Here is a 13,961-nt window from a genome sequence, read left to right as displayed (position 1 = left end):
TCGCCAGATATCACCTCTCTGGTCGAGTCGGACGAGGGGTGACCGCACCTAGCCTCACGGGGTGACAACCGCAGCCCCGACCTTCACCCCTCGGAGAACCGGCGAGATCCGGGCAGTGTGCCTCGACGTCGACGACACCCTGGTCGACTACAGCACCTCGTCCCGGGCCGCCCTGGCCGCGATGGTCGGCAACGCCGACGCGTGGCCGCTGTGGCAGCGCATCACCGATGAGCACTGCTCCCGCCTCCTCGCCGGCGAGCTCGAGTACGAGAGCATGCGCAACATCCGCACGCGCGCCTTCTTCGCGGCCCTGGGCGAGGAGCTGGACCAGGAGGAGGCGACCCGGCGGGAGCTGCGCCGCCAGGACGTCCTCGCGTCGGGCTGGCGGTTGTTCCCGGACGTCGTGCCCTGCCTGGAGTGGCTGCGGGCCACCGGTCTGCCCGTGGCGGCCGTCAGCAACGCCTCAGGACACCACCAACGGGTGAAGATCGCGACCCTCGGGCTGGCCCAGTACTTCGACACCGTCCTCATCGCGGGCGAGGTCGGCGCCGCCAAACCGGACCGGGTGATCTTCGACACCGCGTGCGCCGACCTCGGCGTCGAGCTGGGCGACGCGATCCACGTGGGCGACCGGCTGCACGCCGACGCCATCGGCGCCCGCGACGCCGGCATGAGGGGCGTCTGGCTCAACCGGCAGGGCCCTCGCGAGGGCGGGCTGCCCACCGGCATCGCGGCCATCTCCAGCCTGGCTGAGCTGCCCGAACTCCTCGTCTGCGAGCTGTCGGCAGCCTCCGCGTGACCCCCGATTTCCGTTCCGCCGGGCTCGTGGTCTAGTATTCCTCCCGGCGGAACGGAGAGCCCCCGAAACCCCGAGGACAAGATCCCGGGAGGACGGGTAGGCTGGCCGGGAAACCAATGGGGTATGGTGTAATTGGCAGCACGACTGATTCTGGTTCAGTTAGTCTAGGTTCGAGTCCTGGTACCCCAGCTGCGACGGTGGAAAGAAAGACCTGCTAGACTGCCGGAGCAACAGAGCAAGACCCCGGATTTGGCGAGAGCCTCCCGGACCTGATAAACTGAATACAACGGAAGTTCCCAGGGCCCCGTCGTCTAGCGGCCTAGGACGCCGCCCTCTCAAGGCGGTAGCGAGGGTTCGAATCCCTTCGGGGCTACACGGAAATCCCCCCACCCGATCACGGGTGGGGGGATTTTCCTTTGTGCGCCGACCCGCCCTCCGGGAGCCCGTGGCGCCCCACCGGGTGGTGAAGGGCGCCACGGGCTCCTGCGGTGCTCAGAGGCGTGACTGGAGGGCTTCCGCGGCCGCCAGGAGGTCCGCGGCCCACCTCGCCCCCGGACGGCGGCCCATGCGGTCGATGGGGCCCGAAACGGATACCGCGGCGACCACCGCGCCGGAACTGTCGCGCACCGGCGCGGAAACGCTCGCGACGCCCGGTTCCCGTTCCGCCACGCTTTGTGCCCAACCCCGGCGGCGCACTTCCAACAAAGTGCGCTCGCCGTAAACGGCGTCCGCGAGAACGGACCGCTGAGTACTCGGGTCGGACCACGCGGCCAATACCTTCGCGCCCGATCCGGCGGTCATCGGCAAACGCGCGCCGATCGGCACGGTGTCGCGCAAACCGCTCTGCGGTTCCGCGGAGGAGACGCAGATCCGCTGCATCCCGTCCCGCCGGTACAACTGGACGCTCTCGCCCGTGATGTCGCGCAAGCGCGGCAACACCGACGACGCCGCGTCGAGCAGCGGGTCGGTCGCGCCGCCCGCCAGCTCCGCCAGTGCCGCGCCGGGCCGCCAGCGGCCGTCGGAACCCCGCCGCAGCAACCGGTGCACCTCCAGGCCGACCGCCAACCGGTGCGCGGTCGCCCGGGGCAGGCCCGTCCGGTTGCACAACTCGGCGAGCCCACACGGATCCTTTGCGACGGCGTTCAAGACAGCCACTGCCTTGTCCAACACGCCGATCCCGCTATGCTGTCCCACAAGCCGATACTAACTTCCCACTGTCTGGGAAGTCCAGATCTATCGACTGTCCAGATCTTGGGAGAGTTGCGATGAGCCGCACGCTCGCGGAGAAGGTGTGGGAAGCACACGTCGTGCGCCACGGGAGTGGCGCCGAGCCGGACCTGCTCTACATCGACCTCCACCTGCTGCACGAAGTGACCAGCCCGCAGGCGTTCGACGGCCTGCGCCTCGCGGGGCGCGGCCTGCGCCGCCCCGACCTCACGATCGCCACGGAGGACCACAACGTCCCCACCGTGGACATCGACCTCCCCATCGCGGACCCGGTGTCGCGCACGCAGGTCGAGACGATGCGCAAGAACTGCGCCGAGTTCGGCGTCCGGCTGCACCCCATGGGCGACTTCGAACAGGGCATCGTGCACGTCATGGGCCCGCAGCTGGGCCTCACGCAGCCCGGCATGACGGTCGTCTGCGGTGACAGCCACACCTCGACGCACGGCGCGTTCGGCGCGCTGGCGTTCGGCATCGGCACCTCCGAGGTCGAGCACGTGATGGCGACCCAGACGTTGCCCTTGCGGCCGTTCAAGACCATGGCGATCACCGTCGACGGGCAGCTCGCGCCAGGGGTCACCGCGAAGGACGTCATCCTCGCCGTCATCGCGAAGATCGGCACCGGCGGCGGCCAGGGCTACGTCCTGGAGTACCGGGGCAGCGCGATCGAGGCGCTGTCGATGGAAGCCCGCATGACGATCTGCAACATGTCGATCGAGGCCGGGGCCCGCGCGGGCATGATCGCGCCCGACCGGACCACGTTCGACTACCTCCGGGGCCGCCCGCACGCGCCGTCCGGCGAGCGCTGGGACGAGGCCGTCGCGTACTGGGAGACGCTGCGCAGCGAGGACGACGCCGAGTTCGACGCCGAGGTGCGCCTGGACGCCGCCGAGCTGACACCGTTCGTCACGTGGGGCACCAACCCCGGCCAGGGCCTGCCGCTGACCGACCGGGTGCCGGACCCCGAGGCGATCGTCGACGAGCACGAGCGGGTCGCCGCCGAGAAGGCACTGGCCTACATGGGCCTGGAGGCGGGCACCCCGCTGCGCGACATCCACGTCGACACAGTGTTCCTCGGCTCCTGCACGAACGGCCGCATCGAGGACCTGAGGGCCGCCGCGGACGTGCTGAAGGGCCACAAGGTCGCCGACGGCGTCCGGATGCTCGTCGTGCCCGGCTCCATGCGGGTGCGCGCGCAGGCGGAGTCCGAAGGGCTGCACGAGGTGTTCCTGGCGGCGGGCGCCGAGTGGCGCCAGGCCGGCTGCTCGATGTGCCTGGGCATGAACCCGGACCAGCTCAAGCCGGGTGAGCGCAGCGCGTCCACCTCCAACCGCAACTTCGAGGGCAGGCAGGGCAAGGGCGGTCGCACCCACCTGGTCTCGCCGCTCGTGGCCGCCGCCACCGCCGTGCGGGGCACCCTGTCGTCGCCCGCCGACCTGGTCTGAGGGAGTTCTACAACCATGGAAGCGTTCACCACGCACACCGGGGTCGGCGTTCCGCTGCGCAGGTCCAACGTGGACACCGACCAGATCATCCCGGCCGTCTACCTCAAGCGGGTCACCCGCTCCGGCTTCGAGGACGGCCTGTTCGCCGCCTGGCGCTCCGACGAGCACTTCGTGCTCAACCAGGAGCCCTTCACGGCGGGCAGCGTGCTCGTCGCCGGGCCCGACTTCGGCACCGGCTCGTCCCGCGAGCACGCCGTCTGGGCGCTCATGGACTACGGCTTCCGGGTGGTCATCTCCTCCCGGTTCGCCGACATCTTCCGGGGCAACGCGGGCAAGCAGGGGCTCCTGGCCGCGCAGCTGGAGCAGTCCGATGTCGAATTGCTCTGGAAGGTGCTGGAGAACGACCCGGGCACCCCGGTGACCGTCGACCTCACGAACAACACGGTCACCGCCAAGGACTTCACCGCCCGCTTCGGGATCGACGAGTACACCCGCTGGCGGCTGCTGGAGGGATTGGACGACATCGCCCTGACCCTGCGGCACGCCGATGAGGTGACCGAGTTCGAGCGGGGAAGGGCGGCTTGGCTGCCCACCACCGATCCGCTGCCCACCCGGTAGTCGAAGGGGTCGGATTTCGCCTCTAGCAGCGGAAATCCGACCCCTTCGTTTCCACCGGGGCCTCCCGGGGCGTCCCTCGAAGGGTCGTAATCGCCCACGCCACAACGGAAAATCTGGCGTGGCGATTGGTATTTCCTTGCATATGGGCTTACCGTGGGCAATCAGTCGGCCCGAGCTAAGGGCCGTGAGCGTCCTGGGAGGGACTGAAGGTGAACAAGGCCCAGCTCATCGAGGCGCTCGCCGAGCGCCTTGGCGACAAGAAGAACGCGGCTGCCGCTGTCGACGGCATCGTCGACGTGATCGTCCGCAGCGTCCACAAGGGCGAGAAGGTCAACATCACCGGCTTCGGTGTCTTCGAGAAGCGTGCCCGTGCGGCGCGCACCGCTCGCAACCCGCGCACCGGTGAGACCGTGAAGGTCAAGAAGACCAACGTTCCCGCGTTCCGCGCGGGTTCGACGTTCAAGGACGTCATCAGCGGCACCAAGAAGCTGCCGCGCGTGACGGCCGCGAAGCCCGCGGCCGCCAAGCCGGCGGCAGCTGCCGCCGCCAAGCCGGCCGCGGCCACGAAGGCCCCGGCCACGCGGGGCACCACGGCGCGTTCGACGCGTGCCACCGGCACCACCACGCGCGCCGCTGCCGCCGCGACGAAGGCCCCGGCGACCCGCCGGACCACCGCGGCCGCGAAGCCCGCCGCCACCGCCACCAAGGCCGCGCCTGCGAAGAGCACCGCGACCAAGGCGGCCGCCCCGGCCAAGGCCACCACCGCGAAGGCCACGGCGGCCAAGGCGACCGCGGCGAAGGCCCCGGCCGCCAAGAAGGCGACCACGGCCAAGGCGACCACCGCCAAGGCCACGACGGCGGCGGCGGCCAAGACCGCCACCCCGGCGGCGGCCAAGACCGCCACCCCGGCGGCGGCGAAGGCCACCACCTCGGCCGCGGCGAAGCCCGCGGCCAAGAAGGCCCCGGCCAAGAAGAAGTGACCCTGAGCCGGGTGATCACCGGCCAGGCACAGCAGTTCCAGGCGCTCAGGGCCCGGTGCGGACGCGCACCGGGCCCTGAGCCTGTTCAACGGTGGGCACCGGCCGTTCGGCGCTCAGCGGCCCTCTCAGCGCCCCTCGGTCCGGCGACGTCGGCTGGTATCAGCCGCAAGACCACACTTACGAGTTAACAAGTTCGGGTTTCCGCGCCTTTCGCCCGCGCGGCCGGTGACCGACCCCGGTGACGGGAGAGGTGAAGACCGGACCACGCGGCGGAAGTCGGCGCCACGGCGTGGAATCCGCCGGGGGAATGGGCCGGGGCTTTCGGCCTCCCGAACTCCGCACCCGTGAACACCGGAACCCACCGTCCGGAACCCATCGTGCCGACGCGCATTCCCGCGTTACCCGACCGGCCGCACCGCGAACCCGTCCGGCCCAGTCGCGGCGGGACGGACGCCGACCCGCTGTATCCGTCAGGTGGTCGGCGCGGCCAGCGCGGTGGGCATGTAGTGCGCCGAGACCAGTCGCGGCCAGCCCGTGGACGAGTCCGAAGTGGACCAGTCCGGCGCCGGGCGGCGGAACGCCAGCAGCCAGGTGCTGCCCTTCTTGCACGGCACGTCGGGCAGGTGCAGGCCGCCCAGGTCGGCCAGGGTGGCGACCACGTCCGGGATCACCCCGCCCTGGCTGGAGACGACCGGCGTGCCCGGACCGTCGGCGATCTCCAGCAGCCGGACCAGGCCCGCCTCGCGGTCGGGCCAGTAGCCCTCCTCGGACAACCGGGGCTCCGGCAGCACGTCCACGCCGAGGTCGTCGGCGACGCCCCGCACCGTGTCCACGCACCGCGCGCGCGGTGCGGCGTGCACCCGCGACGGACCCCACAGCGGCAGCAGCGACCGCAGTCCGGCCGCCTGCCGCCAGCCCGCCGAGCTGAGCGGCCTCAGGTCGTCGTCGCCCGGCCAGTTGTCCCGCTTGCCCGCCTTCGCGTGCCGCACCAGCAGCAGGGTCGCCAGGTCCGCCGGTTCGGCCGCGAACCGCTCCAGCACGCCCCGGTCGTTGTCCCCCGTCACCAGCGCCGCCGCTTCGGCGATCGGGAGCCAGCGCAGTTCGTCCACCTCGTCGTTGGGCTCGAACGCGCCCGACCCGGCCCGCGCGCTGAAGTAGTCCACGACCTTCGGCTTGCCGAACGCCTCGTAGGACACCCGGCACAGGTACCGCCCGAGCACGGCGTGGAAGCCGGTCTCCTCGCGGACCTCGCGCACCGCGGCCGCGGGCACCGTCTCGCCCGGGTCGAGCTTGCCCTTCGGCAGGGACCAGTCGTCGTAGCGCGGCCGGTGCACGACCGCCACGGAACCCTCGCGCCACAGCACGGCGCCGGCAGCCCTGATCACGTGGTTCACCCCTGTGCGCGGTGCGCCCGCAGCAGTTCGGCCTGGTGGTCGCGCACGCGGCTCCCGTCGGACGGCCACGCTTCCCACTCGCCGTCGGGCTGGAGCACCCAGCAGCGGGTCGTGGGCTCCAGCGCCGAGTCGAGCATGGAGTCGAGCTGCGCGGTGAGCTTCGGGTCGGTCACCCGCACCTGGACCTCGACGCGCCGGTCGAGGTTGCGGTGCATCATGTCGGCGCTGCCGATCCAGTGCTCGCCCGCGCCGACGAAGTGGAACACCCGGGAGTGCTCCAGGAACCGGCCGAGGATCGAGCGGACGTGGATGTTCTCCGACAGGCCCTTGATGCCGGGCTTGAGCGAGCACACGCCGCGCACGACGACCTGCACCGGCACGCCCGCCTGGGACGCCCGGTACAGCGAATCGATGACCTGCTCGTCCACCAGCGAGTTCACCTTGATGCGCACGCCGGCGGGCCGGCCGGCCCGGACGTGCTCGACCTCCCGCTCGATGCGCTCCACGATGCCGCGCCGCACGCCGTAGGGCGCGACGAGCAGGCTGCGGTAGTGGTCCTGCCGGGCGTAGCCGGTGAGCACGTTGAACAGGTCGGTCAGGTCCGCGCCGATGGTCGGTTCGGCGGTGAGCAGGCCGACGTCCTCGTACAGCCGGGCCGTCTTCGGGTTGTAGTTGCCGGTTCCGATGTGGCAGTAGCGCTGGATGCGCGAACCCTCCTGGCGCACCACCAGCGACGTCTTGCAGTGCGTCTTGAGGCCCATCAGCCCGTACACGACGTGCACGCCCGCCTTCTCCAGCGCGCGCGCCCACTTGATGTTCGCCTGCTCGTCGAACCGCGCCTTGATCTCCACCAGCGCCACGACCTGCTTGCCGGCCTCGGCCGCGTCGATGAGCGCGTCGACGATCGGCGAGTCGCCGGACGTGCGGTACAGGGTCTGCTTGATGGCCAGCACGCGCGGGTCGGCCGCCGCCTGCTCGATGAACCGCTGCACGGACGTGGAGAACGAGTCGTACGGGTGGTGCACGAGCACGTCGCCCTCGCGCAGGGTGGCGAAGATGCTCTTGGGCGTCTCCCGCTCGCCGAACGCCGGGGGCGTGGCGGGCACGAACGGCGCGTCCTTGAGCTGCTTGCGGTCCACGCCGTAGAGCTGCCACAGGCACGACAGGTCCAGCAGGCCGGGCACCTGGACGACGTCGTGCGGGTCGACCTCCATCTCCCGCAGCAGCCGCTCCAGCATGTTCTCGGTCATGTCGTCGGCGACCTCCAGGCGGACCGGGGGGCCGAACCGGCGGCGCGCCAACTCCCGCTCCAGCGCCTGGAGCAGGTCCTCGTCCTGGTCCTCCTCGACCTCCAGGTCGGCGTTGCGGGTGACCCGGAAGGCGTGGCACTCGACGACGTGCATGCCCGCGAACAGCTCGCCCAGGTGCGCCGCGATCAGCTCCTCCACGGGCAGGAACGTCGCCGTCGGGCTGGTGCGGTCGTTCTCCACGCGGACCAGGCGCGGCACGTTGTCGGGCACCTTGATGCGGGCGAACCGCTCCGCGCCGCCCTCCGGGTCGCGCACCGTCGCGGCCAGGTTCAGCGACAGGCCGGAGATGTAGGGGAACGGGTGCGCGGCGTCCACGGCCAGCGGCGTGAGCACCGGGAACACCTGGTCGGTGAAGTAGTTCGACAGCCGCAGCCGCTCGAACTCGCTGAGCTGCGCCCAGTTGACGATGCTGATGCCGTGCTTCTCCAGCTCCGGCTGCACGTGGTCGAGGAACGCGCGGGCGTGCTGCTCGACCAGTTCCTGGGCGCGCTTGGACATGTTCGCCAGCTGCTCGCGCGGGGTGAGGCCGTCCGCGCTGCGCACCGACAGGCCCGTCTCGTCGCGGCGCTTCAGGCCGGCGACCCGCACCATGTAGAACTCGTCGAGGTTCGAGGCGAAGATCGCCAGGAACTTCGCCCGCTCCAGCAACGGCTGGGACGCGTCCTCGGCCAGCGCCAGGACCCGGGCGTTGAAGTCCAACCAGGACAGTTCCCGGTTGAAGTACCGGTCATCGGGCAGGTCGGCCTGCGCCTCGGTGGCGGTGGCGGCGGGCGGTGAGCTCGGGAACGGGCGGGCGGGCGTCTCCGGCTTCGGCTGCACCGCCGCCGGCGCACCGCCCGTGGGCGCCCGGCGGGCGGCCGGTCGCGGTCGGCGCTTCGGCGCCCCAGGCGTGGGCGCGCCCGCGGCGGGTGCGCTCGCGGCGGGCGTGGCCCGCGGCGTCCTGGAGCGTCGCTTCGGCGCAGGCTGCTCAGGCGTGTTGTCCGTGCTCACGAACAGTATTGTCCACCAATCCCGGGCCACTTGCGCCGATCGGAGCCGGCCGAGAGGTGAACTCCCCGTCACACCGGCCGCAGCAGACCGCGCACCGCACCCGAGCCGTCACGCACGAGCGCCACCCGCTGGCCGGGGCGCAGCACCCGCCACCCGCCCTCGGCCACCGCGGCGACCGGGACGTCCACGAGCACGCCGTCGTCGCGCAGCACCGTCGCCGACCCGTCCGGGTGGTGCGCGCTCACGGTCGCCTGCTCGGTCACACCGCCAAGCTAACCGATCCCGCGGGTGGCCCGGCCCCGCCCCTTCAGCCGCACCCCTCAGCCGCACCCCTCAGCCGCACCCCTCAGCCGCACCCCTCAGCCGCACCCCTCAGCCGCACCCCTCAGCCGCACCCCTCAGCCGCACACCGGCGCGAGGACCGCCGCCGTCCGGGCGCCCAGCCCCAGCGCCGCCGCCGACCCCAGGTCCTCCGCCGTGTCGACGTCGTGCCGCAGCGACGGCCACGGCCCGATCAGCGGCGCCGCGCCGGACGCCGCGTGCGCCGCCGCCGACCCCGCGCCGAACGACGGGTCCAGCGCGCCGCCGGGCGCGGACAGCAGGACCGTCGTCCCCGTGCCCTGGCGGTCCGGGACGAACGACCGGCCCGTCACCGCCGCCAGCGCCGCCGCGAGCTCGGCGGTCCGCAGCGCGGGCAGGTCGGCCTGGAGCGCCCCCACGACCGAGGAGGCGTCCCGCGCCCGCAGCACCTCCGAGCCGAACCGCAGCGACTCGTTCAACCCCTCCGGCCCGGCGATCGACTCGACGCCGAGCGCCCGCAGCTCCGCCGCCACCGCGCGATCGGACGTGACGACCACCACACGGCGCACGGCGGGCAGGGCGGCGGTGACGGTGTCGAGCGCGAACGCCAGCGCGAGCGCCGGCCGGTCCAGCCCCACGAGTCGCGACTTGGCCCGGTCCAGCGTCTTGACCGGCACCACCAGGTCCACTTCGGCTCCCACCCCGCCATACTCCCCGATGCCGGCCTCCCCGATGCCGGCTGGACCTGGCCGGGGCCTCCGGGGAAGACTCCAGGTCCACGAACGGAGAGGGAGTGCACGTGGCCAGAGAGAAGGGCGGCTTCTGGGTCGGGTTCGCCGCGGCGGTCTTCTACCCGTCGACCGCCGTGATGGCGCGCCGGCGCACGGAGGGCGGCGAGCGGCTTCCCCGGAAGGGCGGCGCGCTGGTCGTGATGAACCACGTGTCCCACCTGGACCCGGTCTACGACGCGGTGTTCACGCACGAGCAGGGGCGCGTGCCGCACTTCCTGGCCAAGCACGGCCTGTGGAACGTCCCGGTGCTCGGCTCCGTGCTCAAGGGCGCCCGCCAGATCCCCGTCTACCGCGGCACGTCCGACGCCCAGCAGAGCCTGCGCGCCGCCCACGACGCCCTGGAGCAGGGCCTGGTGGTGATCATCTACCCGGAGGGCACGATCACCCGCGACCCCGACGGCTGGCCGATGGGCTCCCGCACGGGCGTGGCGCGGCTCGCGCTGGAGCACGACGTGCCGGTGCTGCCCGTCGCCCGCTGGGGCACCCGCGACGTCTACGACCACTACCGCCGGAAGTTCCGGCCGCTCCCGCGCAAGACCGTCGTGACGAAGGTCGGCGAGCCGGTCGACCTGTCCGCCCACCGCGCCCGGCCGCAGAACCTCGCCCTGCTGCGCGAGGTCACCGACCTGCTGATGGGCGAGGTGAAGGACCTGCTGGCGGAGATCCGCGAGGAGCCGGCGCCGGACGGCTTCTACTCGGCGAAGAAGTCCTGACGTGGACCGGGTCGCGGTGCTGGGCGCCGGGTCGTGGGGCACCGCCTTCGCCAAGGTGCTCGCCGACTCCGGCACGGACGTGGTGCTGTGGGCGCGGCGCGCCGAGGTGGCCGACGCCATCTCGACGGGCCGGGTGAACACCGACTACCTGCCGGACGTGGTGCTGCCGGCGAACCTGACCGCCACCGCCGACGCCGACAAGGCGCTCGACGGCGCGCGGGCCGTGGTGCTGGCCGTGCCGAGCCAGACGCTGCGGGAGAACCTCGCCGGCTGGCGCCCGTCGCTGCCGCCCGGCGCCACGCTGGTCAGCCTGGCCAAGGGCGTCGAGCTGGGCACGCTCAAGCGGATGAGCGAGGTCGTCCGCGAGGTCGCCGGGGTGCCGGAGGACCAGGTCGCCGTGGTGACCGGGCCGAACCTGGCCAAGGAGATCGCGGCCGAGCAGCCGACCGCCACGGTCATCGCGTGCACCGACCACGACCGGGCGGTGGAGTTGCAGCACGCCTGCTCCAACTCCTACTTCCGGCCGTACACGAACGTCGACGTCGTCGGCTGCGAGCTGGGCGGGGCGTGCAAGAACGTCATCGCGCTGGCGTGCGGCATGGCGGCGGGCATGGGGTTCGGCGACAACACGATGGCCTCGATCATCACCCGCGGCCTGGCCGAGACGGCGCGGCTGGGCGCGGCGCTGGGCGCCGACCCGCTCACGTTCGCGGGCCTGGCCGGCCTGGGCGACCTGGTGGCGACGTGCGCCTCACCGCTGTCGCGCAACCGGTCGTTCGGTGAGAGGCTCGGCCGCGGCGACTCCCTGGCGCGGGCGCAGGAGGCGGCGCACGGGCAGGTCGCCGAGGGCGTGAAGTCGTGCTCGTCGATCCGCGAGCTGGCCGCGCGCCACGACGTGGACATGCCCATCACCGAGGGCGTGCACCAGGTGTGCCACGAAGGGCTCGACCCGCGCGTGCTCACCGCGGCGCTGCTCGGGCGGGAGCGGAAGGCGGAACGGCAGTGAACGACGTCGGCCGGTGGGGCGACGGCACGCGGGTCGTGCACACGACGCCGGCGGTGGCGGGGGAGCCGTTCACCGCGGGGCCCGTGTTCGCGTCGGCGTACCACCTGGGCGGCGCGGACACCTACGGCCGCGCGCACAACCCGACGTGGCGGGTGCTGGAGGAGGCGCTGGGCGGGCTGGAGGGCGGCACGACCGTGCTCTTCCCGTCCGGCATGGCGGCGATCTCGACGCTGCTGCGCGTCGTCCTCGCCCCCGGCGACACCGTCGTCGTGCCCGGTGACGGCTACTACCTGACCCGCGCGCTGGTCGCCGGGATGCCCGTGGAGGTCGTCGAGGCGCCCACCGCCGGGCCGTACCCGTCGTTCGACGGCGTGCGGCTGGTGCTGCTGGAGTCGCCGTCCAACCCGGGGCTCGACGTGTGCGACATCGCGGCGCTCGCCGAGGCCGCGCACGCCGCCGGCGCGCTGGTGGCGGTGGACAACACGACCGCGACGCCGCTCGGGCAGCTGCCGCTGGCGCTGGGCGCGGACGTCGTGGTGAGCAGCGACACCAAGGCCGTGGCGGGGCACAGCGACGTGCTGCTCGGGCACGTCACCGCGGCCGACCCGGAACTGGCCGAGGAGGTCCGCGCGGCCCGCACCACCGGCGGCGCGATCCCCGGCCCGTTCGAGGCGTGGCTGGCGCACCGCGGGCTCGGCACGCTCGACCTGCGGCTCGCCCGCCAGGCGGAGAACGCCGCCGCGCTGTACGACGCGCTCAAGGCGCACCCGGCGGTGACCGGGCTGCGCTGGCCCGGCGCGCCCGAGGACCCGGCGCACGCCGTCGCGGCCAGGCAGATGCGCCGCTTCGGCGGCGTGCTCACCTTCGTGCTGGCGGACGCGGACGCCGTCGCGGCGTTCCTGGCGCGCTCGGAGCTGGTGTACGCGAGCACCAGCTTCGGCGGGCTGCACACGAGCCTCGACCGGCGCGCCCAGTGGGGCGACCCGGTGCCGGAGGGCCTGGTCAGGCTGTCCGCGGGCTGCGAGGACACCGGGGACCTGGTGGCCGACGTGCTGAAGGCCCTCTGAAGTTCGCCCCAACGGGTCCATTTCGTGGGACGTGGTTGCGAGGGTGGCGGGTCGCTGCCACCCTCGTCGTCATGTCCTTCCGCGCCATGATCGACGGGCGGGGTCACATCGACCTCGGCCTGGTCGCCAGCGCGCTCTGTTCCTGTCGGTAGATCGCCCCGCGTCCCGCGAGCAGTCGACGCTCGCCACCCACGGCATCCCGAAGAAGGAACCTGATGTTCGCCGTTCCGGAGAACACGATCGCCCTGCCCCAGTCGCACGCCGCGCCGCACCCGGTGCGGATCGCGCTCGACGTGGCGGCGCGGCGGGAGCGCTGGGCCCACCTGCTCCGCTACGACCCCGACACCCGCTTCGCCGCCCTCGTCGAGCGCACCGACGAGCAGGAGGTGTGGCTGATGAGCTGGCTGCCCGGCCAGCACACCGACCTGCACGACCACGGCCCGACGACCGGCGCGTTCACCGTGGTCGGCGGCTCGCTGACCGAGGTGGTCGCGTCCCGCGGCCACCAGGTGCTGCACAACCTGGTGGCCGGCCAGTCGCGCGTGTTCGGGCCCGACTACGCCCACCAGGTGCGCAACGACGGCGTCGACCCCGCCGTCACGATCCACGTCTACCGCGACGGCGGGCGCACCGTCCGCCCGGTGCGGTTCGACCCCGTCGGCTAGCGCCCGCCCGTCAGGTCCTGTTCACGACGTGCGGTGGGACGTCCCAGTCGCCCACCAGCGCGGGGTCCGACTCCGCCGCGCCCCACGAGGTGCGCAGCGGCAGCACGCCCGCCCACCGCGCGTTCGCGGCGACGTCGTCCTCCTCGTCGCCGGGCGGGCCGCTGCGGATCTTCACCGACGCCTCGGCGAGGTCGAGCGCCAGCACCGACGTCGCGGCCAGCTCCTTCGGCGTCGGCTGCCGGGCGTAGTCCCACGAGCCGGGCGCGATGTGCTCGGTGAGGACGCGCAGGGCGTGCGCCTTGGCGTCCGGGTCGGTGACCGGGACGGCGGTGCCGTGGACGACGGCCGCGCGGTAGTTCATCGAGTGGTCGAACACCGAGCGCGCGTAGACGACACCGTCCAGGAGGGTCACGGCGACGCACACCGGCACGCCGCGCGCGGCCTCGCGGAGGCTGCGCGCGCCGGTCGAGCCGTGCAGGTAGAGGGTGTCCCCGTCGCGGCCGTAGCCGGTGGGCAGGACGAGCGGCGCGTCGTCCACGACGACGGCGAGGTGGCACACCAGGGCGGCGTCGAGGACGGCGTGCAGGTCGGCGCGGTCGGTGGCGGCGCGCTTGCTCCCGCGCCTGATCGTGCTGCGCGGCGTCGGTGACAGGGTCATG

14 protein-coding genes and 2 tRNA genes are annotated in these 13,961 nt (G+C 72.8%); 10 read left to right on the top strand and 6 right to left on the bottom strand.

The features are described from left to right. Nucleotides 1-61 precede the first annotated feature (61 nt). From J2S66_RS22835 to J2S66_RS22825, 3 genes are all read left to right on the top strand, one after another. A complete protein-coding gene (locus J2S66_RS22835) occupies nt 62-799 on the top strand; it encodes an HAD family hydrolase (RefSeq protein WP_310309278.1) in 738 nt (245 codons plus the stop codon). Nucleotides 800-916: 117 nt separating this feature from the next. After that, nucleotides 917-988, top strand: a tRNA-Gln gene (locus tag J2S66_RS22830). A gap of 111 nt (nt 989-1,099) precedes the next feature. Continuing rightward, nucleotides 1,100-1,172: transfer RNA gene (locus J2S66_RS22825), tRNA-Glu, on the top strand. A 119-nt stretch (nt 1,173-1,291) separates the two neighbouring features. On the opposite strand, the gene J2S66_RS22820 is transcribed toward J2S66_RS22825, so the two are convergent. Then, nucleotides 1,292-1,993 (bottom strand): IclR family transcriptional regulator, encoded by a 702-nt coding sequence (locus tag J2S66_RS22820; protein ID WP_310309276.1) that lies wholly within the window; start codon nt 1,991-1,993, stop codon nt 1,292-1,294. Between the two features lie 71 nt (nt 1,994-2,064). Here J2S66_RS22820 and leuC point away from each other — a divergent pair, with 71 nt between their 5' ends. From leuC to J2S66_RS22805, 3 genes are all read left to right on the top strand, one after another. Continuing rightward, nucleotides 2,065-3,468, top strand: a complete 1,404-nt coding sequence (gene leuC / locus J2S66_RS22815; protein ID WP_310309275.1) for a 3-isopropylmalate dehydratase large subunit — start codon at nt 2,065-2,067, stop codon at nt 3,466-3,468. 15 nt (nt 3,469-3,483) lie between these two features. Next, nucleotides 3,484-4,086 (top strand): 3-isopropylmalate dehydratase small subunit, encoded by a 603-nt coding sequence (leuD, locus tag J2S66_RS22810; protein WP_310309274.1) that lies wholly within the window; start codon nt 3,484-3,486, stop codon nt 4,084-4,086. 209 nt (nt 4,087-4,295) lie between these two features. Beyond that, the gene (locus tag J2S66_RS22805; RefSeq protein WP_310309273.1) at nt 4,296-5,066 is read left to right on the top strand and encodes an HU family DNA-binding protein; all 771 of its coding nucleotides are present in this window, start codon (nt 4,296-4,298) and stop codon (nt 5,064-5,066) included. 470 nt (nt 5,067-5,536) lie between these two features. Here J2S66_RS22805 and J2S66_RS22800 read toward each other — a convergent pair whose 3' ends face one another. From J2S66_RS22800 to cofC, 4 genes are all read right to left on the bottom strand, one after another. Next, complete coding sequence (locus J2S66_RS22800) at nt 5,537-6,460, bottom strand: NUDIX hydrolase (protein ID WP_310309272.1); 924 nt, start codon at nt 6,458-6,460, stop codon at nt 5,537-5,539. Then, entirely contained in the window at nt 6,457-8,760 is a 2,304-nt protein-coding gene (locus tag J2S66_RS22795) for an RNA degradosome polyphosphate kinase (RefSeq protein WP_310309271.1), read from the bottom strand. Before J2S66_RS22795 ends, J2S66_RS22800 begins: the two co-directional genes overlap by 4 nt. Nucleotides 8,761-8,828: 68 nt before the next feature. Further along, the gene (locus J2S66_RS22790; RefSeq protein ID WP_310309270.1) at nt 8,829-9,023 is read right to left on the bottom strand and encodes a hypothetical protein; all 195 of its coding nucleotides are present in this window, start codon (nt 9,021-9,023) and stop codon (nt 8,829-8,831) included. A gap of 135 nt (nt 9,024-9,158) precedes the next feature. Continuing rightward, entirely contained in the window at nt 9,159-9,761 is a 603-nt protein-coding gene (gene cofC / locus J2S66_RS22785) for a 2-phospho-L-lactate guanylyltransferase (protein WP_310309269.1), read from the bottom strand. A gap of 98 nt (nt 9,762-9,859) precedes the next feature. Between cofC and J2S66_RS22780 the strand changes: the two genes are divergently transcribed. The 4 genes from J2S66_RS22780 to J2S66_RS22765 all read left to right on the top strand — a co-directional run bounded on the left by J2S66_RS22780 (nt 9,860) and on the right by J2S66_RS22765 (nt 13,302). Further along, complete coding sequence (locus tag J2S66_RS22780) at nt 9,860-10,564, top strand: lysophospholipid acyltransferase family protein (protein WP_310309268.1); 705 nt, start codon at nt 9,860-9,862, stop codon at nt 10,562-10,564. Between the two features lies 1 nt (nt 10,565). Beyond that, complete coding sequence (locus J2S66_RS22775; RefSeq protein WP_310309267.1) at nt 10,566-11,570, top strand: NAD(P)H-dependent glycerol-3-phosphate dehydrogenase; 1,005 nt, start codon at nt 10,566-10,568, stop codon at nt 11,568-11,570. Beyond that, nucleotides 11,567-12,637, top strand: a complete 1,071-nt coding sequence (locus J2S66_RS22770) for a cystathionine gamma-lyase (protein ID WP_306747440.1) — start codon at nt 11,567-11,569, stop codon at nt 12,635-12,637. Before J2S66_RS22775 ends, J2S66_RS22770 begins: the two co-directional genes overlap by 4 nt. Nucleotides 12,638-12,852: 215 nt before the next feature. Beyond that, nucleotides 12,853-13,302: a cysteine dioxygenase gene (locus J2S66_RS22765; protein ID WP_306747441.1), complete on the top strand. Its 450-nt coding sequence runs from the start codon at nt 12,853-12,855 to the stop codon at nt 13,300-13,302. A gap of 10 nt (nt 13,303-13,312) precedes the next feature. On the opposite strand, the gene J2S66_RS22760 is transcribed toward J2S66_RS22765, so the two are convergent. Continuing rightward, entirely contained in the window at nt 13,313-13,960 is a 648-nt protein-coding gene (locus tag J2S66_RS22760) for a pyridoxamine 5'-phosphate oxidase family protein (RefSeq protein WP_310309266.1), read from the bottom strand. Nucleotide 13,961 lies beyond the last annotated feature (1 nt).

Source organism: Saccharothrix longispora (genome assembly GCF_031455225.1).
In the GTDB taxonomy this organism is placed as follows: Bacteria; Actinomycetota; Actinomycetes; order Mycobacteriales; family Pseudonocardiaceae; genus Actinosynnema; species Actinosynnema longispora.
The sequence above is the reverse complement of the archived record's forward strand: the minus strand, read 5'-3'. Positions and strand labels throughout refer to the sequence as shown.